We start from the raw sequence: 21,645 nt of genomic DNA on the forward strand, positions 1-21,645 counted from the left end.
GGGTTATTCTTTTTTTCTAGCCAGTTTTTCTCTGTCTTTTGTCCCGGGGGGTTGTTCGAGCCAGTTGTGTTTAATCATAATATCGGCTCCGCTTTTTGCATATTTCGCAATTTCAAGAGATAATCGTTCATAGTTTAGAGCTAAATCATTTCGCTGGCTGGCTGCTGCGGCGGTAGCGTAATTCCCTGTTCCAGCCGAGCTTAAAAGCGCCATATGAAACATAATTAATTTGTCAGAAAATGTTTTCGTCGTTGAATCGCTCACGCTCAGATCCGGTAAACGAGGCGTTGTAATATCGTTTTCAAGTAAAATATCAGAAAATATTTGAATATGTTTATTAGATATCTCTTTTCCGCGCAGAATATAATCTTGAATTTCTTTGGAGTGTGACGTTTGTGCAAAACTAAGGCTTAGATTTACACCGAGCGAATTGGTTAATATATTTATATATAAATGAGAAATCTCGATAGCATTTAATGGCCGTTTTCTTGTAAAAGGATTTAAACCGCTGTAATATTTTTTGCTCTCCACATAATCCGTTTCTTTTGGTAATTCAATGTATGGGTGGGTTGCATACAGCTCTTTTGATTCTGCAATTTCTGTCGTTTGATTATAAAGAGTGGAAGTGTCTATCAGCGACTGCGTGAAAAAATCTCTTATATCTTTTCTTTTGCTCATACTTACAAACCCACTGTACGTTATCATTCCAACTTTAGACATGTGGTTCACATATGTTAAACAAAACGCATCGGAATATAACCAAGGAGCATTCATATATACATCTTCTTCGGTAAAACCTCGAGGAACTGCATAATCTTCTTCGGAAAAAAGGCTCAATAATTGATCCAAATGCTTAGATGTTATATCATAACCAAATTGAACAGCTGGTATTATATCTTTGTCTTCTAAATGTTTAAGCATAAACCCAAGAATACATTTTGCCATACTATCATTCATATACGTCGTCCAAAGACAACCAATTTCTGCTGAAGTTAAGCGATTTTTTTTAAGCATTAAGTAACCTCCTAAGATGGACTTTAATCGAAATATTTAAGTATGTCTCATTAACAGTATCCATCTGATCACACTCCCTACTACTAATCCAATGGGTAAAAAGAGAATCGGCAGCCAAATTGGGCCTATTAGCGTTCCAAAAATTGTAAATGAAGGAGAAAAAATTAAGCCTATTGTTACAAAATAGGCCGAAAAGGCGAGCGGCAAGTAGGAAAAAGGTTTTTCGCCTCCTCCTGCATCTTTATATGCATCCCATATGGCAAAGAAATAGAGACAAGGATAAAACATAAGCCACTGATAGTTTGTCTGATCAATTGCTTGTTGAATATTTCCGTGAAAGCTTAATACAATCACATGATTAAAATTCCCCATAACATTAACAAGAAACTCTAAAAAAATTAAAATGATGCCTTTCGTATATTTTCCGTTTAATAAATGTCCAAATCCAGGCAGGGCAATACTCCATAGCAGCATTTCTAGTTTTTTACTACTTGTATGATTTACCTTTTTCATCATGTCTATATATTACCTAACATTCAAATTTACATTTACATTTGCTGCTATAAAGGACTGCATATACCCGCGGGTTGTTTTTATACCCACACGATCCCAGCTTGAGGGGCGTTGTTTCTCTAGCAGCCTGACAAGTTGTAAGTAAGCCCATTTGGAAAGGTCTCTGAATCCTGATTTTATTAAATTTTTAGCTGGTTCCATACACTGTCTTCCTCCTCAGTAAATAACGCACATCGAGAATAGTTTGTCGAAAATGAAATGGGTTTATACAGTGTATCAATAAGAATATATAAACGTAGTACTTAATCGAATTTTACGAATACATATAAGTAGTGATTCATTATTAAAACGCATATAACACAAGCTTCTGCTTGATGCACGTTTATCTTTTGATATAATGAAATCTGGATATTCGAATGGATTCGCCAATAACAGTGCTAAAATCTAATTTTAAATAAATTTACATGTTAGAGGGGTTATATTCTATGCCTCATCCGTGAGTAATAAAAAAAGAAATCGTGTACGATTTCAAAGATGAAAGATGGATAAAAAATATCGAACAACTAAGACAAAAAGATAATAAAGTAATCCTTACGTTTGATGACGGTCCAAGCCGTAAACTAGAAGAGATTTTAGATGTTTTAAAAGAAAAACAGGTTCAAGCAGTTTTTTTCTGGAACTCAAGATTACTTTATCCGCAAAGACCCTGGCAAAGAGTTGTACAAGAAGGCCATATAATCGGTTCCCATGCTCATAACCATAAAAACTTGACGACTTTAACGAAAAACGAACAATATAAGCAAATAAAAACAAGTGTGGAAAAAATACAAGAAATCACAGGGATAGACGTTCATTGGTTCAGGCCGCCATTTGGCCAATATAATGAGGAAACAATGGAAGTTCTTAGAGAGTTATGTTTAACACCTGTATTGTGGGAAATTTCTTCTTATGATTGGGAGAACAAGTCTTCTCCTGAAATGATTGTTACGAATGTGGTAGAACACATTCAGGAAGGATCTATTATCCTTCTCCATGAATTGGAACAAACCTTAAAGATACTTCCAGAACTCATCGATCAAATGAGAGAAAAAGGGTTTGAGTTTGCTTTATTATAGAGGTTCTTTTGACCAGCCCCTAATCGGAAGCGGGCTGGTATTCTTTATCTTTCAGGATCTCTACATATCCTTGATCTCCATCGACTCTACCAGCTTGAATTATTTTGATTGCCTCATCAATTTCCAACCACTACAGGGATGTCTTACCACGGGGCTATGACGGATCCGTGAGTCATCAAACTGCTGACTTCTGTTATCAATCCTTTGGCTGACTGAAATAATGGTAGGTTTGGAAATAGTGCTGTTCTGGGCTGCTATGTTCATTGTAAGGAACGGTGATATAAGAAAAATAATCATATTCAAAAAGGAAAAAGAGGTTTGAATGTATTAAAAGGTATTTAAAAAGACTGGGAAAAGCGGTAAAGCTTCCAAACGATAAATAAAAACAGCATATAGCCGAAAAAAGAATAAGCATGATTCCAATCAGTCCCATGTATAAACCACCCTAATCGTTCGGACAATTGTTCAATTAAACAAACCACAACACTAATAAGAATGATAACCACCCCGCGGACAAGAGAAGAAACTCTTCTTGCTGCAAGTAAAAAGAAAACAGTGAATAAAGGCAGAAGTAATAACGTAAATCCAATATTAATCGTAAAAATTTCAGGAAAGAGCCTAATCGGAAAATGATATACTCCTATTCCAACAAAAAGTAAATCTAAATAAGTCCCAACCAGAGAAGCAAACAGCGCTGTTATAATATAGGCATAAACATTATTACTCCCGTTTAAGAAAGATTGCTTTTTTTGCGATGATAGTTGTCTCGATTTTTTCGATCGTTTTACAATAATTATCATAGATATCCCCGCCAGTGCATATTTCGTCTTCCATTAAATAATCCATTATTCTCCAATCATCAAACCAATCGCCTTTTTCCGCTTCAGGATGATCAATATTTTTCCAGGCGAATTGTAATGGAGGGCTGTAAATACGAGGTGCTCCTTTTTTTAGTTTGCATTCTTTGGTTCTTCGCCGGTAATGGTGACCTGGAAGCATTTCGTTCACGTGATGAAAGAGATGTTCCCAATAATCTTTTCGTGAACCTGTGTGAGGTGTTTGACTAGCCCAAAGCAAAACACCATTTAGCATAGCAGGTGTTTGCTGAAAAAGCAGGGAATACAAGCGTTTGCCTAACAGTATCCGCTCATGAAGAGAAGAAAATTGGTGCAGTGTATCTCCTATCAATTCTTGTTCAGCTGTCGTTTTATTTTTATAAAAGGGAAAAATAATATGATTAAAACGCAAAAAATCATACAGCTTAAAACCAATAGTATTTAATACTGTTTTTTTGAAATGAGGGTGCTGTATCACCCTTTTTTCTAAATAACATTGTTCGTTAATCACCGTAGCAATGGCTAAAAGGGAGCAGTCGCCATACTCCCAAAAGTAATTCCACATTGTTTCCATAAATATAGAAACGTTCAAATATGGAAGCAGATAAAAAAGGTTTTTATTGATTTTTAAACATTGCTGATACAGTAGAAATTGTGGATATACATCTTGAAATATTAACCAGTTTCCCCGTTCTAGAAATAAAAAGAAATCTTCCTGTTCTTTTTCAGATAGCAGTCTTGTAAGAAGATCTCCTTTTAAATCTGTCATATACCACCCCCCGTTGCGAGATACCATATGACCTAATAAAGCCCAATGGATTTCAGGATGCTGAAGAAAAAAATTAAAATATGCCTTTGTTCTTGTAACATTATTTAGATTCCATTTATGCGTCATATCTTTAATATCTTTTAATAGGTTTTTTTCCTCGATAGTCAGCTTGTGTTCTGGAAAAGAGTTTGGTTTATTGTTTTTTTTCTTCTGTAATTCTTTTTTTATTTGAATATAAGGTTGTTTCGTCATTTTCTTTTTGTTCAGCCAGCTGATCTTCATCGATTACCCTTCCTTTCCGTCCTGGAATATCCTTGTGGAGAAAGGAATAAGGATGTAAAAAGTGTTTTAAATAAGAGAGGGTAAGCGATCTGATGAAACAAATTGAAGCAGAAGTAAATCGGTTGGTAAACATATTGATAAAAGAGCAAAATCAAAATGGCTCATGGTCCAGCCCATTTGAAACAGGTATTTCAACCGATTGTTATATGATCATCTTATTACGCACGTTAGAAATAAATGATGAAGAATTCATTTACAAGCTGGTTTGTAGAATTCTAAATAAGCAAGAAGAAAATGGATCATGGAAGTTATTTCATGATGAGGAAAAAGGGAATATATCGACAACAGTTGAAGCTTATTATGCTTTGCTGTACTCGGCTTATCGAACAAAAAACGATCCGGGTATGCGTAAAGCAAAACAGTTTATTTTAAAAAACGGCGGTTTAAACGAAATCAATATGTTTACCAAAGTCATGTTAGCATTAACGGGTCAATACAAATGGCCACATCATTTTCCAATGCCCGTGGAATTACTACTTTTGCCAACTTCTTTTCCAGTTAACTTTTTTGACTTTTCTGTGTATGCCAGAGCGAATCTAATTCCGATATTAATAGCTGCTGATTATAGATTTAGTATAAAGACAGAACGGTCTCCGGATCTATCCGATTTATTTTTAAATAGAATTGATTATGGCTGGGAAAGAGAGTTACATGAATTTAGGTCCTTTCTTTCATTTATTCAACAAGGAATAAATAAGCTGATAGGGTATCCGTACGAGCTTCATCAGTTAGCGTTAGAACGCGCTGAGCAGTATATGCTGCAGCGAATAGAAGCAGATGGGACATTTTATAGTTATTTTAGTTCTACCTTTCTAATGATTTTTGCTTTAATTGCAAGGGGCTATTCGATGCAGCATCCTGTTATCAAGAAAGCTGTTCAAGGATTGAAATCGTATCAGATCAGCATAAATAATGAAACTCATATACAGTTTACAACCGCAAATGTATGGAACACCGCTTTAATCAGCTATGGCTTACAAGAAGCAGGAATATCTTCTTCTTCGAAGACGATTCAAAAGGCTAACCAGTATTTATTGTCTAAACAGCACTTTTTATATGGTGATTGGGCTGTTCATAATCAAAACGTGTTACCTGGAGGGTGGGGGTTTTCTGACATTAATACCATCAATCCTGATATAGATGATACAACGGCTTCCTTAAGATCATTGCAATCCTTTATTTTAAACGAACCCATTTATTATCAAACGTGGGACCGAGCAGTTCAGTGGCTTTTATCCATGCAAAATAATGACGGAGGATGGCCTGCGTTTGAGAAAAATGTCAATAAATCTATTCTTCAATGGCTTCCGGTTGAAGGGGGAGGGAAAATGATACTAGACCCTTCAACTGCGGATTTAACAGGGAGAACATTGGAATTTTTAGGGAATTTCACCCATGCAGATCAATACCATCCTTTTGTAAAGAAAGGGGTGGATTGGCTCTTTCAAGATCAGAAAAAGGATGGGACATGGTACGGCAGATGGGGCATTTGTTATATATATGGAACGTGGGCGGCTGTCACAGGATTAAGGGCCGTAAAGGTACGCAAAGATCATCCGTCTATTCAAAAAGCGATCCGATGGTTATACAACATTCAAAATAAAGATGGTGGTTGGGGCGAGTCGTGTAAAAGTGACATAGAAAAAAGATATGTTCCATTACAGGCAAGCACTCGTACTCATACCGCATGGGCCTTAGACACACTTCTTGCAGCAGAAAAGAAAGAGACAACCGGCATAAAGCAAGGAATTCATTTTTTGTTAGAGACATCTGAGAAAAATGATTGGACAACAACGTATCCAAAAGGGCAGGGTCTCCCCGGAGGATTTTATATTCATTACCATAGTTACGAAAATCTTTTTCCTTTACTAGCATTGAGTCATTATAAGAAAAAGTTTATTTCGGCACTATAGTAAATCAACACTAAGTCATAAAGCAACATTCAAAAAGATCAAAAAAATTATTTTAGAGGTTGGTATAAAGTAAAAGGGGCAGTGCAGAATAGGATTACAAATAACTTGGAAGTGATGGAGTTGAAAAAACAAAAAAGTATTGTACTGTCCTTAGTAATCTCAGCCATTGTTATGAACAGCTCCTTGGTTGTACATGCTTTTGAATCAGAAAAGGTTGATAACATGCAGCAAACAACACCTCCTCACTCTCCATTTGATTATATTATACGTGAGCATTATTATGGTGAAATGCTTTCATGGAAAGACGTTCGACCATTAATACCCCGTAAAGCAACATTTCAAGTCATTGATCTAGACACTGGGATAAGTTTTCAAGTTCAAAAGCGTGCCGGTAATCAACACGCTGATGTACAGCCTTTAACAAAAAACGATACGCAAATCATGAAAGAAATTTATGAGGATAAGTGGAGCTGGAAAAGAAGGGCCATTCTTGTAACCATTGAAGATCGTATGATTGCCGCTTCTATGCATGGGATGCCTCATGGCGGAGGGGCATTATCAAATGGGTTTCCAGGCCATTTTTGTATTCACTTTGCTGGAAGTATGACTCACCGTACGAAAAACACAGATCCAACTCATCAACTGATGGTTTTAAAAGCAGCAGGAAAACTAGAAAAATACCGTGATCAGATGGATCCATATGAAGTAGTTGATCTTTTTTTTACTGCCATTAACCAAAGTGATCTGTATTTATTACAGATGACTCTAGCAGAACCTTATAGGGAACATGCAGCAACTATTTTAAAACGCTTCCATCGGATTGGGGCGGCTGCAAAAGACTTACCATATAAAAAGTCCGATCAACTGCCTGTCATAGCATTGGAATTACCTGTAGATCTTCCATATTATGACCTCAGACAAAAGAAGAAGAGTAAATCAGTTACTCTAACCCTTATACGGGATGGATTAACGAATCGTTGGGAGATTTATTCAAAGGATTTTTTTAACTAACATTATTTAATTTCTTACGATGCGGGCCAAATACTTAATACAGGGAGAATTGTAAAGTGAGACCAACTAGCGTTAAACACTAGAGTTTAAATAGAAATAAAAGGCAGTCGATAAAAACATATTAAAAACCAAATCAAACAAAGCCGGTTCCATCATTTATATAGAACCGGCTTTGTTATGTTTAAAGCATTTCTATATAGAGGAAAGAGTATCGATAATAATTATTAAAAGTTACCAACTATTAACAAAATAACCACATTACCACACTTTGGGTACTAACTATATATTACATAATAGATACTACTTTGAGCATTCTAAAAGCTGTAATAAAAGTTCAGCTAGGAGGAATTATATGACAGTAGCAAGTGATCTAAAAACGACAGTAGCTAATTTGAAGAGTGCTCAAGCCAGCTTTGAATCGTTTGCGTTGGCAACGGAAAATGAACAAGCAAAACAAATGTATCAAAATGCTGCCCAGCAAACTCAACAACTGGTGGATAGCGTTTCCCCGCGTGTTCAACAAATTGAACAAGAAGAACCTCAGTATAAAGAGTAATGAAAAGGAAAGAAAGGTTGGAAAACGCAACCTTTCTTTCCTTTTCATCCGATGACAAGTAGATGATAAAACGAAAAGAGTGTTATACATGAAAACCTTAAACTGTTTGCTTTTAGTTATACTTGTACTAAGTTTTGGTTCCGGATGCACCGAAAACCAAGATCAACTTAGCGATAATGAAGAGCCGACAAAAATAAATACAACAAAACCTAAAGACCAATCCCTTTCTAACCAGGCTAAGGACTTTGCCATTGATAAGGATGAAATAACAGATGTCAAGGCTGTAAATACTGATAATGATCTTTTGCTTGCGATAAAGGTAGGACAATTTGAACGTTTTCAAATCAAAAGCATTGAGAAAAAAGTTAAATCAGATCTTGGAAAAAAGTATCCAAATACAACTGTAGAGGTATCTACTGATCAAAAAATTATTTGGGAGCTAGGAACACTTGAGGAAAAATTGCAGAAAGATAAGATAAAAATGAAAGAGTTAAAGGAAGATATTAAGAGAATTAAAGATCTTATGAAAGAAAAAACATAGAAGAATGGAGGTCAAACCATGGCCAACAATAAAAAGAAAAATTTAACTCCTGTTCAACAGGAATATCAAACATTTGAAAATGAGCGAGAAACGAAAAGACCTCTGATCGGGAACTGTATAAAAGCGTTTATAACCGGAGGGATCATTTGTTTAATTGGCCAGGGGGTGCAAACTCTATACATTTATTTTTTCAACTTCACAGAAGAAACAGCAGATAATCCGACAATAGCAACGATGATATTTATTGCATTGCTGCTTACAGGATTTGGTTTTTACGATCGTATTTCTCAATTTGGAGGAGCTGGTTCTGCGGTCCCCGTTACCGGATTTGGAAACGCGGTTATCTCCGCTGCCATTGAACATCGATCAGAAGGGTTTGTGTTAGGTGTAGGCCCTAATATGTTTAAATTAGCCGGTTCCGTCATTCTATTTGGAACGTTTGCCGCTTTTGTCGTAGCAACGATCAAAACGATTCTTATACAGTGGGGTGGATTGTAATGTTAACCGGACATCGCACGTGGATTTTTGATCAAAAGCCCAAAATCACTTCTACAGGAACGACAGGCGGACCTTTTGAAGCAAAGGGAATGTTGGCAGAAGACTTTGATTTCCTCCATTCTGATTTATGGTTAAAAGAAGATTCATATGAAAAAGCCCATAAGGTTTTGTTAGAAGAAGCGTGTGAACGAGCAATAGAAAAAGCAGGTCTTCAAAAGGAGCAGATTCAATTTTTTTTAGCAGGGGATCTTATAAACCAAATAACACCGACAAGTTTTGCCGCTGAAACCCTTGGTGCCCCGTATTTCGGATTGTTTGGTGCTTGCTCCACATCGATGGAAGGACTGGCTCTTGCAGCCTATATTGTGAACACAGGAGGGGCTAATTATATTTTAACTGGAGCTTCTAGTCACAATACAGCAGTAGAAAAACAATTTAGATATCCAACGGAATATGGGGATCAAAAGCCGCCCACCGCCCAGTGGACTGTTACAGGAGCCGGAGTTGGATTAGTAAGTGATAAAGGAGAGGGGCCCTCTATTACATCTGCTACGATTGGTCGAATTGTAAATATGGGGATGACCGATCCCTACAATATGGGTGGAGCAATGGCTCCCGCAGCTGTGGACACGATTGAAACCCATTTAAAGGAACGGAATATTGATCCTTCTTATTATGATTTGATTGTGACAGGGGATCTTGGACACATAGGGAGAGAAGTATCTTACGATTTGCTTAAAAAACATGGGGTAGAAATACAGGAAGAAAATTATCAGGACTGTGGACTTATGATTTACCGAGAAGGACAGCCCGTTTTATCAGGAGCGAGCGGAGCAGCTTGTTCGGCAGCCGTTGTTTATGGTCATTTGTTAAATCGCATGAAAAAAGGGGATTTAAAAAGAATGTTAGTAGTAGCGACAGGAGCTTTATTATCTCCTTTAACAGTCCAGCAAAATGAAACTATTCCATGCATTGCCCATGCCGTTTCCATTGAATATGGAGGTGATTTAAAGAAATGATATTTTTTTGGGCTTTTGTAGTTGGTGGATTAATTTGTGTAATAGGCCAAATTATGTTCGATGTATTCAAACTATCACCGGCCCATACTTTAAGCACTTTCGTTGTTCTCGGCGCGATTCTCGATGGATTTGGTTTATACGAACCTCTTATTGCGTTTGCGGGTGCTGGAGCTTCGATACCTATCTCAAGCTTTGGTAATGCTCTTGTGCATGGGGCGATGGCAGAAGCAGAACAACACGGATTAGTAGGCGTTGTTACTGGAATGTTCGAAGTAACAAGTTCTGGTATTTCCGCCGCTATTATCTTTGGCATGATAGGAGCATTAATTTTTAAACCAAAAGGATAAGGAGGAAGGTTTCGTGACAGTAGGTTCTGATGTAAAACAATGTCTTTCAAGTATTAAAAACGTTAAAAATAGTTTAGCTAGTGTAGAGTTGCGAACAGAGGATGAGAATGCAAAACAAACCTTCCAAGAAACGATATCAATCATGGAGGAGATAATGGATGACTTGAAAAAAAGGGTTGGCCGACTGGAACTGGAAGAAGATCAATATAGAGGTTTTTAGCCTAGCCGAATATTTAAACATAAGAAGGGGGTCATACAGTGCCAGATTGGTTAGATATTGTTGTCCGGTCGTTAATCTTTTTAGTTATCCTTTTTATAATCACAAAAATAGTAGGAAAAAAACAACTTTCCCAACTTTCCTTTTTTGAATATGTTAGTGGTTTTACGATTGGTAGCATAGGGTCAGAAGTAATCATGAATCTTGATCTTAAGGTTATGCATGGGATTATAGGTATTGTAATTTTTGGAGTAATGCCGTTTGTGGCAGGTTATATTTCATTGAAAAGCAAGAAATTTCGGGATGTTATGGAAGGGAAAGGAACCGTTTTTATTAAGAACGGGAAAGTTATGGAAGAAAATTTAAAAAAGGAAAAATATACGATTGATGAACTGATGCAATTACTACGAACGAAAGATGTTTTTCAAATGTCCGATGTGGAATTTGCTGTATTAGAAGCTAATGGGGAATTAAATGTGTTATTAAAGAAAGAAAATCAACCTTTAACAGCAAAAGATTTTGGAATTAAAGTTCCCTCCTTTAAGGAACCACAAACCGTCATCATGGATGGTGAAATATTAGATGAACCCTTATCTACTATTGGTCAAAATCGAAATTGGTTAAAAACCGAATTAGAAAAGTTAGGTGTAACGATCGAAAACGTTTTTCTCGGTCAGGTGGATTCATTTGGACAGTTATCTGTAGATCTTTTCGATGATAAACTTAAAGTTGCTGACTCCGTAGAAAAACCCTTAATGCTAGCAACAATGAAAAAATGTCAGGCGGATTTAGAACTGTTTGCTCTTGCGACAAATGTAGAAGAAGCAAAGCAGATGTATAGTAAAAACAGCAAGAAATTAGAAAAAGCCATAAATAAAGTAACTCCTCTATTAAGAGAATAAGTAAGAGAATAAGATCATTTTATATCTTGCATAGAGGAGTGCTTCCTTTGTCGAATCAACATATATTTTATCTTGTAATATAAAGATATAGATATAATGTGTTTTATGAAAATCGTTTTACAATTCATTTCATGAAGCAAACGAATGTTGTGCAAATATTTTCCATTATGGTTCAAAAACAACTTTCATTGTGTTTCTTTTTTTCTTATTAGAGGCAGTAGCGATTGCTTCCCGATAACGTTCCAACGGAAAGTAATCGGTGATGAGTGATTCAAGGTTTACTTTTTGTTGAGCCATTAAATCTACCGCAATTTGTAATGTTCTTTTTTGTTTCCCATTGTACAAATCCATACCATAAGCGAAACTTCCTTTGATTTCTAGTTCGTTCAGCCAGATCATCGTCATATCAAGTTTATCCACAAAACTTGCTAACCCTAATAAAACAACCTTTCCTCCTTTTCTGGCAAAACGAAGGGCATCATGTAAACTTTTACGATTGCCTACACATTCGTAAACAATATCAGCCCCTCCATGGACAATAGGATCACCGAAAACAGGATGTAATACATTCGCATCGAAAGATTTAGCTACTTCAGAAACATACTCTTGCTGTCTTGATAAAAAAAAGACTTCATCAGCTCCAAACGCTTTTGCTAACTCCGCTTGAAAAGGATACTTCACTAACACCGCCACCTTGCAAGAAATATCTAAGGACCGAATGGCAGCTATAACACAAATTCCAATAACACCGGAACCTATCACAAATACTGTATCTGTGTTTTTCGGAGGATTATGTAAAACAGTATGTAAAGCACAGCTAAACGGTTCAACGAGAACGCCATTTTTATCATTTACCTTTTCAGGAAGTTTAATGATTTGACTTTCATGAGCTACAACGTTATTCCCCCAGCTTCCACCTGTATCCTTGCATGTGCCAGTGAGCAATCCGGGTGAAATCGAGCCGCTGCTCATGTTTTTACAAAGGTTGTAGTTGCCCTGATTACATTCACGACAAAGAGGTGTGATCCCCCTTGCTTTACAAGATAAAATAGGATCAATAACTACTCGCTCTCCTACAGATAAATGTTCCACCTTACTTCCAACTTTTGAGATAGTTCCTACTATTTCATGGCCAATAGTAAAAGGAAATGAAATAAATGGAGATGTGGCAGGGCTGTCTTTTAGAGAAATTAAGTTTAAATCACTCCCACATATGCCGCCATATTTCACTTTTATCTCAACCCATTTATCTGTAGGAAGTTCTGGAGTTCTAACATCTCGTAATTGAACACATGTGAAGGGTCCATTAACATAAAGCGATGGATGCATTTTGCCCATCGCTTTACTAAAGGTATATTTTGGCAAGTTTAAGTTAAATTGTACAGCTTTCATTATAACTACTCACTTTCTTGTTATTAAATTTTCTCTCTTTATACTTTAGAAAAGGAAAAAAGTATAAGTATAACTACGGCTTCCGCCATTAGGGCTTGGCGGCAAGCCAAGTTTTTCTAAAAAGGTAAGAAATTATAAATAGTTGGCGTTTTTGTCTAGCTTCAGCGCCCAGCCGCTCGGGGTTTCTTCCCTTTCGACTCCGGGGCGCAGGCGACCCTGCGCGAAAGCTCCAGAACCTGTCGCGGCTGTCCAGGGCGCTTTCGCTTTTCTTATATTTTATTGCATGGGTACTTGCGGTATGATTTTTCCTTCGATTCTCTCAAAAATATCATCCAAATCCCGTCCTGTAATGGTAAGACCGTGGTTTTTTAAACCAATAACTGTTTGAGACGGGTTTTTCGATTCACTGACTAATCGAGCAACTGATTCTGCTAGTTCCACTGTTCCACATGGATAATTAAATTCCGTAGCCTTAATTCCATCCATCCACGCATGAATATGAACAATAGCTCCTACTTCAGGGTGTTCTTGATAGATCATCCAATGTTCAATCGCATCAACTGAAGCGCGTTTGGGTGTAATACGAGGTGGAACGCTTACTTTCATAGTATTCTTTTGGTCATCGTAACCAGAAATATAAAGAAAATCTTTTCCTATTTTCCTCATGTTTGATTTATCTATCCCACTTGCACTCATCCAAAAGCTATTTTTATCTTTACGGGCACTGAGATTTCCATAACTTAATCCGCCAATTCCATACAGCTTTTTCAGGTGACGTATGTCTCTTTCGGATAATATCTCCTCAAGGGGAAAGGGAGCAGGCAGAAGGTTCATTTCATCTAGTTTTTTTCCTGATACTCCTAAAGATTTGGTAATTTCATCTCCATTCCAGAGGGTTTCCGGTAAATCTTTATAAAAATCATTATCAATAACAAGTTTAGATGAGGCAAGGGGTTCTAACCGTTCAAAAATCTGTTGAAAAACCTGTTCGTCTCTTTTCTTTGTATCAAACGTTATACTGTAGTTTCCTTGTTCAGGAGTCAAAAAGTATAATTGGGTCTCCTTTTCACCATGAACTATATACATAAGGTGATTCGCCAAACTTCTTATTAGATAAGGATAAGCCTCTTTGTGAATGTCATAAGGTGTAGTTTCTGTTTCAACGATAGAAACGACAAAAGTTCCTTGGGATTTTCTTCGGTATGGACGAGGAGCGTTCCTATTAAGTACATGAAACACAAGCTTTATATTATCCTCTGGAGTCGAATGATAAGTATATCCGTGTTCTAAAAATATGTTCCGTACCCCTTCAAACAACCATTGTGAACAAGGGTTTTCAGGTTTTCCTGTAAACGTAAATGAATTCATATTCCATTCCTCCATTTCCTGATTGAAAGTCGTTTGAATGATGTAATAGATTCCATGCTCAGGAATAATATCATCAAAAAAAGCGAAAGTTATACACGTATATTTCAGTCAGCAGGAGGAAAGAAATTGGTCTATAAGGTACTTAAAATCACAGCTAAATTCATACTTCCGCTATTTTTTACTGTCAAAATTGTGGGGCGTGAAAATATGGTAGAAGACGGTCCCTATATTATTTCTTCCAATCATCTTACTAACTATGATCCAATTTTGATTAGTTTAATTTTTCAAAACCACATTCATTTTTTAGCAAAAGCTGAGTTATGCAATCATCGTTTAACAAGCTGGTTTTTTAATAAACTGCGTGTTATACCAGTAAATCGTCACAGCGGTATAGTCATTCGGCCCGTAAGAAAAACGTTAAAACTATTACAAGAAGGAAAAATGATAGGAATTTTTCCAGAAGGAACAAGAGTTGCAAATGGAAAAGAAATAGAGCCGAAAAAAGGAGTAGCTTTTTTTGCAGTTAAAAGCAACGTCCCTGTTTTGCCGGTAGCCATTACTTTTCACAAGAGCAAATTTAGGTTAAGACAAAAGGCTTTGATTAACATAGGTTCTCCGATTGATTTATCATCGTGTGAAACGGTTGATTATAAGGAGTTGGCTTTTGATATATTGCAGCAATCAAAAAAATTAGCATTAAAAAATACCGAAAACGAAGTAATTTTAAAAAAGGAGCAACGCAGTAAGTTAAATAATATTTTTGAAATAATACCTTCACTATTAAAAAAATCATAACGCCTTGCTACAAGAAGGAGTATAGAAAATGTATGCATTTATCATCAATAAAACTTCTGGCAACGGGAAAGGACATCGAGTATGGAAACGTGTAGAAAAAATATTAGAACAAGAAGACCTTTCCTTTGTTGCTCGGTTTACAGAAGGCCCTCAACATGCCCGAGAGATAGTTAAAGATCTTAACAGGGAAAATTTGAAAACCATTATAGTAGTAGGGGGAGATGGCACTATTCATGAGGTTGCAAATGAGCTTGCGTATAAAAATATATCTTTAGGGATTATTCCAGCAGGTTCAGGTAATGATTTCGCCCGCTGTATAGGAGTTCCAATGAACCCTTTAAAAGCTTTAGAACGGATTACTGCAAATGAAACGAAACAAGTTGACTTACTTCATCTTGGCCATCAATATTGCCTAACTGTAACTGGAATAGGTTTGGACGGACAGATAGCTAAAAACGTGAATGACGGAGCATATAAAAAATTTTTTAATCAATTACGACTAGGTGGGTTGTCTTATGTCATAAGCTTGTTAGAAACATTAAGAGACTACAAACCAACCAATGTTCAAATTACCATTGATGGAGTAGATATGACATTTTCAAACGTTTGGCTTGTAGCTGTTGCAAATGCACCAAACTATGGGGGCGGAATAACTATTTGTCCTGATGCTTCTTATAATGACGGTTTTCTAAACCTTTGTATTGTGCACGGAATAAAAAAATGGGAATTGTTGCGGTTGTTTCCGAAAGCCTATAGAGGAAAACATAAATCAGAAAAAAATGTTACTTTTTTACAGGGAAAGGAAGTGCGGGTCCGTTCTGGAACCTCTATCATGGTACATAGTGATGGCGAACAGATGGCGGTAAGTCCCATTCATATACGTATTGAAAAAGATGCTCTACGAGTGGTGTAAGAGCATCTTTTTCATTTAAAAGCGGTAGCTTAAAACATAACTATTCAACTTCGAAATTATTTGTCTTTTCCTTTATCTTCAAAAATATTCTCATATTCGAGAATAAAGAAGGAGTAAAAGAAATCAGTCAGGAATTCATTTACTATTTCGATAGTATTCTTCATATATGAATCCTCCCTCTTAAGATTAAATATTATGGAGATAGAATTTATTATTTCATCAGGTTAAGAATCCACTTTTTTAAATCAACCAAACGTAAAGACTCAGGAATGGATTCTGTGCCTGTCACTAGCATAGGAATATGTGAATCATTTTTATGAAAGCCTCCGTGACTTGCTCCACCTGGATGGGAAGGAGTAACTTCTCCGCTGAATTCGTAGCCTGGTTTGACGGAGGTGACAACAAAGTTGCCTTGATGGGAATGAAGCGTGCTATGGAGTCTCTTTAAAGCGTCAGGGAAGTTTCCAAAATGAATATTGTGCTCTTGTATGTGAAGGTCAAGTATAGAAGGATCACCGTCTACTGACCACGTTTGATTGTATTCATCTTTCATTTCTCCATCTTCTTTGAAATGAAAGGTATCTTTATTGTTTGTTGAAGTAACATGAATCCAATCATTCATTTTCCAGGCAATGATTTCTACTCGATCATCTTCTTTTAATTTCTCAACAATAGTGGTCAGTGGAACGTCCTCGGTATTTAATGAATAAATCAAACAAGACCTCAGGTTATTAGCTACAACAACTTGGTCATCTTTATGAACACCTCTGCTAAGTTTAGTGATTTTAAGGGGGAGTAAAAGCTTCCGTATGTCAACCATTGCTTGTCTGCGATCTTTTTTTACATGGGACTGGCCATTATCCCCAATAAGTATCCAAATATAATTTTTTAGTGCTTCTTCCCATGTTGGAAAAGAGTCTAATATCGTCTGTAAGTTTTTATCCATATCCTTGATCCCTTTCGTATCCATTGGCCCGTTTTTATGAACATTTTTATCATGATCCGGCAGATAGACAAGTGAAAAGTCGGGAATTTCATTATGATCAACCAAATGTGTAAATTCCTGAACGGAAAAATTATTATTAAATCCGTATTTATTCCACACACGGCTGTATTTTTTCAAAGGACTTAGTTTTGATAGTCGTCCGTATACAAACTTCTCAGCAGTAAACGTTTCCACTTGTTTATCTATAGGAACAAAATAACGAATGAAACGAGGAATCGTTAATTTTTGAGGAGTCTTGCCTCTATGAACCAGCGGGTTTATAGAAGCTGAGTGTTTTCCTTGTTCGTGCAGGTCCTCATGGATGGTTTTTACCTGTTTATTCAAATGTTCATTATTTAATCGGTAGAGAGCATCATACATACTTTTAGAGAGACCTAATTTCATTAGATCCATCACGTGGGTTCCATAATTAATAATTCTATTTTCTTCTTTTTTGTACCACACAAGAGCAGGGACGCCGTGCTGATCGGAATACTGTCCAGTTAATAAAGTACTCTCTACATTTACAGACATAGTGGGAAAAGGTGTAACAACGTTGGAAAAATAATTTCCATGTTCCATAAAATATGTAAATGCGGGTATTCTTTCCTCTTTTAAAGCCCGTTGCAAAGGTTTATCCATTAAGGTATCAAGCATTATCATAATCACACTTTTTGAAGAAGGGCTTGAAGACACGTTAATCATCCTTTTACGTTAATAATTACGTTTTACATTTTATGTGATTTAGTATGGAAGGATCAGAAAAGATTATGTAATAAAATAGCTGGTGGATACCTGGTAGAAAAAAAGGGGGATGACCAATGAAAAAATCATTATAAATATTACAAATTGAGGTGATAGTAAAAAGGGTGAGTGACGAGGCTATTGTGAAAGTGAGGTATTAAGATGAAAAGTCAGCCATTGATTTTTTCTGCATCAATTGGACATGGGCACAATCAGGCTGCGAAAGCTTTAAAATACGAATTTAATAAAAAAGGTTTTTATCCAGAAATGGTTGATACATTTCACGTGATTAGCCCAAATCTTCATCACTTTATGCTTAGCAGTTATATTCGTCTATTGAAACTTGCTCCTTTTATTTGGAGAAAAATTTACTTTTATGCAGAAGAGTATCCATTATATTTATTATTAGATCGGTTTGGTTCTTTTTTTATTGAACATTTGTATACGATAATGAATAGGCAGGCTTGTCCGTTTATCATTTCAACTCATCCATTTGTCACTGCTTTTTTATCAAGGGTTAAAGAGGTAAAGCAATTAGATTTTCCTTTGTATACAGTTATAACGGATTTTGGTTTACACCCTGCATATATCAGGAAAGAAATTGATGGGTATTTTACAGCATCACCTGAGATTGAGGAATTTGCTAAGTTGCATAACGTGCCTTCTCACCTTTTTAACTTAACAGGGATACCAATTTCGAACAACGGATCTATACACACATCAAAATGGAAAGTCCGATATGATTTAGGGCTCGATCAGGGGAAGAAGACATTATTAATAGCCGCTGGCGGCATTGGTTTAACAAATTTTGTACATGTTCTGCAGGTATTAGAGCATTTAAAGGAACAGATCCAGATTTTATGTATGGTAGGACATAATCATAGAGCAAAACATAGGATACTTCAAAAGAAAAGTAAGCACATAATTAAAGTGATAGAATTTACAGATCAATTTTTGTTATATTTAAAAGCGAGTGATGGTATTCTTTCGAAAGCAGGAGGACTAACTATGGCAGAAGCGCTTGCTTGCGAAACACCTATTATTATTTTTAATCCGGTTCCAGGCCATGAGGAGCAGAATGCAAACTATTTAACTCATGCGGGTGCTGCGGTAAAAGTAGATAAATATATTGAATTACCCAATGTTTTGAAGAGAGTCTTATATGAGAAAACATATTATACAAATTTGCAATATAACGCCCAAAAGTTAAAGAAACCAAACGCTGCAAATCAAATTGTGGATCGAATACTTACGTTAACCAATCAAAAAAATGTTTCTGTTACAAAAAAACATTAATGCGGGGGCAGAAAAACTTAAAAATTTTCTTCCCCCGCACATTTATAAATCGTTTTTATTGATTCTGTGGACTTTTCTAGACTGTTCCCACTCAAAAGCAATCAATGAAGTGATTCTTCTTTATATACGAGTATTTAACCATGTCATAACATTATTCAAAGCTTGTTGTTTGTGGTTAGCGTGCCAGGGTCTATGGAGCCCTTCTGTATACATAACATGTTTTTTATCTTCAATTGTAATGGAATTTAAAAAGCGATGGACAGAACCTGGGTGAATAATAGGGTCTTTCTGGTCATAAATACACAAAATCGGAAATCGAAATGTTGAGGCTTCCGCTAATGCGTGAATTCCATTACGAAGTAATTCCGTCAGCCAACGCGGCGTATATTCGAATGTAACAAAAGGATCTTTTAATAAAGTATTACTCTCTGGAAAATAGGGCTTTAACTGACGGACTTTTCGCAGTATCCCAGCCCATTTATACGGTTTGATGGATAATTTCGGTGAAACCCAGGAAATTAAATCTAACGTTCTTTTGAAAAGAAAAGGCATACGAAAACGGATCCCTAATGCAGGAGATGATAAAATAAATCCTTCTGCAGTATGGCGGTACAATTGTCCATAACGAATCACAATAAGTCCACCAAAGCTGTGCCCAAATAAAAATAAGGGGAGGGAGCTATATTGGTTATTAAACAATTCGATTAATGTTTCCAAGTCATGTAAATAATCTTTAAATGAATTAACATGTCCGCGTGCTCCTCCCGATTGACCAAACCCTCGCAAATCGGGAGCAATCAATGCAATTTGATGATCCATACATACTTCCCCAATGTTAGAATAACGACCGGAATGCTCTCCTGCACCATGAACCAAAATTAAAAGGGCGCGCGGTTTTTGAGGTATCCATCCACGATAAAACAGGTTTACATCCTCAGCTCCTTTAAAATAACCGTCAATATACATTTTACACACCTCCCCGTGTCTTTTTATAGACTAACCACATTTTTTATCTCTACACTTGAGTGAGTGCTAGTAATTTTTGTACATACCCTGTGAGTTTATGGAAAATAATAATCTGTATTCGATAACAGATTTGGAGATGGTTTCCTTGAAAATAGCTATTGTCACTGAAACATTTTTACCACAAGTAGACGGCGTCGTTACTCGCGTTACAGCTACTGTTAAATGGCTTAAGGAACAAGGGCATACATTGTTGATTATAGCTCCAGAAGGGGTAAATGAATTTGAAGGAATTCAGGTCAAAGGTATTCCTGCACGGTCCTTTTTTATTTATAAGCACAGAAAGGTAGCACTGCCTAACCCAAAAGTCGGACAGCTGCTGAATGAATTTCAACCGGACGTCGTCCATGTGGTAAATCCTGCGCTTCTTGGGATGGCCGGCATTTTTTACGGCAGAAAATGGCCGCTCGTTGCTTCCTGGCATACGAACATCCCGCAATATGCAGATTATTACAAAGTATCATATTTGAAGCCGGTGTTATGGTGGATTTTGAAAACACTTCATAACAGGGCGGATATAAACTTATGTACATCTAAGTCCGTTCAGGAAGAATTAACAGCACGGGGCTTTAAAAATGTCCACTTATGGAAACGCGGGGTAGATCTAAACAAATTTGGAGTACAATATCGAGATGACGATGTTCGATATCGTTTATGTGAAGGTGAGACCGATAAAACGCTTTTATTATACGTAGGACGTTTAGCGGCAGAAAAAGAAATAGAAAAAATTCGTGACGTTCTGGATGGTTCTAATCGTTTTCGGCTGGCTATTGTAGGGGATGGTCCGCATCGAAGAACACTTGAATCCTACTTTCAAGGAACACCGACAGTTTTTACAGGATTTTTGCATGGAGAAGAGTTAGCAAAGGCTTATGCTTCCTCGGATATTTTTGTTTTTCCTTCAAGAACCGAAACCCTCGGCCTCGTTATTTTAGAAGCGATGGCTTCTGGTCTTCCAATTGTTGTAGCGAATTCTGGACCTACTGCTGAACAGGTGTTAGACGGGGAAAACGGGATGTTGTATAACCCGAACATAAAGGGAGATTTAAAAAATACCATATTAAAACTTCAAGATGTGACAGAGAGACAAATGATGGGAAATCAAGCAAGGGAAACCTCATGCGCTTTTGGTTGGGCTGCTCCAAGTCAACAGCTTTTACGTTTGTATGAAAATTTAAAAGATTCGAGCGATAAAGGGAAGGTATTGCTATCTCAAAATTCCTATAGAGAGAGAGAAAGTTAAAAATAAAAATGACGAGCAGGGGATTTTTCCCTGCTCATTCATTAAAATTGTTTGTGCAATGAACAATGTTCTGCTCTCTCAACAGTTTTCCTTGTGTGATGTTAGGCTGATGTGCGTACATCTTTATGTTTTAAACTGTTAAAAATCGATCTTACCCTGCATTTACTGATAAGTTTATTTGAAATTTAGCGGATTCAAGATTTTCGTATAAGTTGTGAGTAATGAACCTTTCTTCATAAAATAAATATTTGATAATACAATTTCTATAGGAGTGAAAATTTAGTTGACTTGTA

Annotated in this window: 23 protein-coding genes; 14 read left to right on the top strand and 9 right to left on the bottom strand. The window is 36.5% G+C overall.

Annotated elements, in window-relative coordinates; genetic code table 11:
* Window positions 1-3: 3 nt before the first annotated feature.
* From FZF09_RS09420 to FZF09_RS09430, 3 genes are read right to left on the bottom strand one after another with little or no spacing between them, the layout of a single operon-like run.
* Window positions 4-1,014, bottom strand: a complete 1,011-nt coding sequence (locus tag FZF09_RS09420; RefSeq protein WP_158736339.1) for a DUF3231 family protein — start codon at window positions 1,012-1,014, stop codon at window positions 4-6.
* A 36-nt stretch (window positions 1,015-1,050) separates the two neighbouring features.
* Window positions 1,051-1,530 carry a hypothetical protein gene (locus FZF09_RS09425; protein ID WP_233269462.1) on the bottom strand — a complete coding sequence of 160 codons (480 nt, stop codon included), beginning with the start codon at window positions 1,528-1,530 and terminating at the stop codon, window positions 1,051-1,053.
* Window positions 1,531-1,539: 9 nt separating this feature from the next.
* Window positions 1,540-1,728 (bottom strand): hypothetical protein, encoded by a 189-nt coding sequence (locus FZF09_RS09430; RefSeq protein WP_158736340.1) that lies wholly within the window; start codon window positions 1,726-1,728, stop codon window positions 1,540-1,542.
* Between the two features lie 317 nt (window positions 1,729-2,045).
* Between FZF09_RS09430 and FZF09_RS09435 the strand changes: the two genes are divergently transcribed.
* Entirely contained in the window at window positions 2,046-2,642 is a 597-nt protein-coding gene (locus FZF09_RS09435; RefSeq protein ID WP_199256767.1) for a polysaccharide deacetylase family protein, read from the top strand.
* Between the two features lie 338 nt (window positions 2,643-2,980).
* Here the strand turns inward: FZF09_RS09435 and FZF09_RS09440 are convergent, their stop codons facing one another.
* Both FZF09_RS09440 and FZF09_RS09445 read right to left on the bottom strand, forming a co-directional pair.
* On the bottom strand, window positions 2,981-3,442 hold the full coding sequence (locus tag FZF09_RS09440; protein WP_233269463.1) for a CBO0543 family protein: 462 nt from the start codon (window positions 3,440-3,442) through the stop codon (window positions 2,981-2,983).
* Window positions 3,363-4,529, bottom strand: coding sequence for a DUF2515 family protein (locus FZF09_RS09445; RefSeq protein ID WP_158736341.1), 1,167 nt, complete (start codon window positions 4,527-4,529; stop codon window positions 3,363-3,365). The genes FZF09_RS09440 and FZF09_RS09445 overlap by 80 nt, the downstream gene beginning before the upstream one ends.
* A 92-nt stretch (window positions 4,530-4,621) precedes the next feature.
* Between FZF09_RS09445 and shc the strand changes: the two genes are divergently transcribed.
* The 9 genes from shc to FZF09_RS09490 all read left to right on the top strand — a co-directional run bounded on the left by shc (window position 4,622) and on the right by FZF09_RS09490 (window position 11,593).
* On the top strand, window positions 4,622-6,502 hold the full coding sequence (shc, locus tag FZF09_RS09450) for a squalene--hopene cyclase (protein ID WP_158736342.1): 1,881 nt from the start codon (window positions 4,622-4,624) through the stop codon (window positions 6,500-6,502).
* A gap of 81 nt (window positions 6,503-6,583) precedes the next feature.
* Complete coding sequence (locus FZF09_RS09455) at window positions 6,584-7,513, top strand: hypothetical protein (RefSeq protein WP_158736343.1); 930 nt, start codon at window positions 6,584-6,586, stop codon at window positions 7,511-7,513.
* A 352-nt stretch (window positions 7,514-7,865) separates the two neighbouring features.
* Window positions 7,866-8,069 carry a DUF1657 domain-containing protein gene (locus FZF09_RS09460; RefSeq protein WP_158736344.1) on the top strand — a complete coding sequence of 68 codons (204 nt, stop codon included), beginning with the start codon at window positions 7,866-7,868 and terminating at the stop codon, window positions 8,067-8,069.
* Between the two features lie 88 nt (window positions 8,070-8,157).
* The gene (locus FZF09_RS09465; protein WP_158736345.1) at window positions 8,158-8,610 is read left to right on the top strand and encodes a YhcN/YlaJ family sporulation lipoprotein; all 453 of its coding nucleotides are present in this window, start codon (window positions 8,158-8,160) and stop codon (window positions 8,608-8,610) included.
* Window positions 8,611-8,628: 18 nt separating this feature from the next.
* The gene (spoVAC, locus tag FZF09_RS09470; RefSeq protein ID WP_158736346.1) at window positions 8,629-9,108 is read left to right on the top strand and encodes a stage V sporulation protein AC; all 480 of its coding nucleotides are present in this window, start codon (window positions 8,629-8,631) and stop codon (window positions 9,106-9,108) included.
* Complete coding sequence (gene spoVAD / locus FZF09_RS09475) at window positions 9,108-10,127, top strand: stage V sporulation protein AD (RefSeq protein WP_158736347.1); 1,020 nt, start codon at window positions 9,108-9,110, stop codon at window positions 10,125-10,127. The genes spoVAC and spoVAD overlap by 1 nt, the downstream gene beginning before the upstream one ends.
* On the top strand, window positions 10,124-10,474 hold the full coding sequence (gene spoVAE, locus FZF09_RS09480; RefSeq protein ID WP_158736348.1) for a stage V sporulation protein AE: 351 nt from the start codon (window positions 10,124-10,126) through the stop codon (window positions 10,472-10,474). The genes spoVAD and spoVAE overlap by 4 nt, the downstream gene beginning before the upstream one ends.
* A 13-nt stretch (window positions 10,475-10,487) precedes the next feature.
* Complete coding sequence (locus tag FZF09_RS09485) at window positions 10,488-10,694, top strand: DUF1657 domain-containing protein (RefSeq protein WP_158736349.1); 207 nt, start codon at window positions 10,488-10,490, stop codon at window positions 10,692-10,694.
* A gap of 38 nt (window positions 10,695-10,732) precedes the next feature.
* Window positions 10,733-11,593: a DUF421 domain-containing protein gene (locus FZF09_RS09490; RefSeq protein ID WP_158736350.1), complete on the top strand. Its 861-nt coding sequence runs from the start codon at window positions 10,733-10,735 to the stop codon at window positions 11,591-11,593.
* 165 nt (window positions 11,594-11,758) lie between these two features.
* On the opposite strand, the gene FZF09_RS09495 is transcribed toward FZF09_RS09490, so the two are convergent.
* Window positions 11,759-12,985 (bottom strand): zinc-dependent alcohol dehydrogenase, encoded by a 1,227-nt coding sequence (locus FZF09_RS09495; protein ID WP_158736351.1) that lies wholly within the window; start codon window positions 12,983-12,985, stop codon window positions 11,759-11,761.
* A gap of 276 nt (window positions 12,986-13,261) precedes the next feature.
* The gene (locus tag FZF09_RS09500) at window positions 13,262-14,353 is read right to left on the bottom strand and encodes a class II aldolase/adducin family protein (RefSeq protein ID WP_158736352.1); all 1,092 of its coding nucleotides are present in this window, start codon (window positions 14,351-14,353) and stop codon (window positions 13,262-13,264) included.
* 126 nt (window positions 14,354-14,479) lie between these two features.
* Between FZF09_RS09500 and FZF09_RS09505 the strand changes: the two genes are divergently transcribed.
* A complete protein-coding gene (locus FZF09_RS09505; RefSeq protein ID WP_158736353.1) occupies window positions 14,480-15,148 on the top strand; it encodes a lysophospholipid acyltransferase family protein in 669 nt (222 codons plus the stop codon).
* Between the two features lie 28 nt (window positions 15,149-15,176).
* Complete coding sequence (locus tag FZF09_RS09510) at window positions 15,177-16,061, top strand: diacylglycerol/lipid kinase family protein (RefSeq protein ID WP_158736354.1); 885 nt, start codon at window positions 15,177-15,179, stop codon at window positions 16,059-16,061.
* 211 nt (window positions 16,062-16,272) lie between these two features.
* On the opposite strand, the gene FZF09_RS09515 is transcribed toward FZF09_RS09510, so the two are convergent.
* The gene (locus FZF09_RS09515) at window positions 16,273-17,751 is read right to left on the bottom strand and encodes an alkaline phosphatase family protein (RefSeq protein WP_199256768.1); all 1,479 of its coding nucleotides are present in this window, start codon (window positions 17,749-17,751) and stop codon (window positions 16,273-16,275) included.
* Between the two features lie 201 nt (window positions 17,752-17,952).
* Here FZF09_RS09515 and FZF09_RS09520 point away from each other — a divergent pair, with 201 nt between their 5' ends.
* On the top strand, window positions 17,953-19,086 hold the full coding sequence (locus FZF09_RS09520) for an MGDG synthase family glycosyltransferase (protein ID WP_158736356.1): 1,134 nt from the start codon (window positions 17,953-17,955) through the stop codon (window positions 19,084-19,086).
* 120 nt (window positions 19,087-19,206) lie between these two features.
* On the opposite strand, the gene FZF09_RS09525 is transcribed toward FZF09_RS09520, so the two are convergent.
* Complete coding sequence (locus FZF09_RS09525) at window positions 19,207-20,052, bottom strand: alpha/beta hydrolase (protein WP_158736357.1); 846 nt, start codon at window positions 20,050-20,052, stop codon at window positions 19,207-19,209.
* A gap of 145 nt (window positions 20,053-20,197) precedes the next feature.
* Between FZF09_RS09525 and FZF09_RS09530 the strand changes: the two genes are divergently transcribed.
* Entirely contained in the window at window positions 20,198-21,352 is a 1,155-nt protein-coding gene (locus tag FZF09_RS09530; RefSeq protein ID WP_158736358.1) for a glycosyltransferase family 4 protein, read from the top strand.
* The last annotated feature ends 293 nt before the right edge of the window (window positions 21,353-21,645 follow it).

The sequence above is a fragment of the Alteribacillus sp. YIM 98480 genome (assembly GCF_009765375.1).
Lineage (GTDB): Bacteria > Bacillota > Bacilli > Bacillales > Marinococcaceae > Alteribacillus.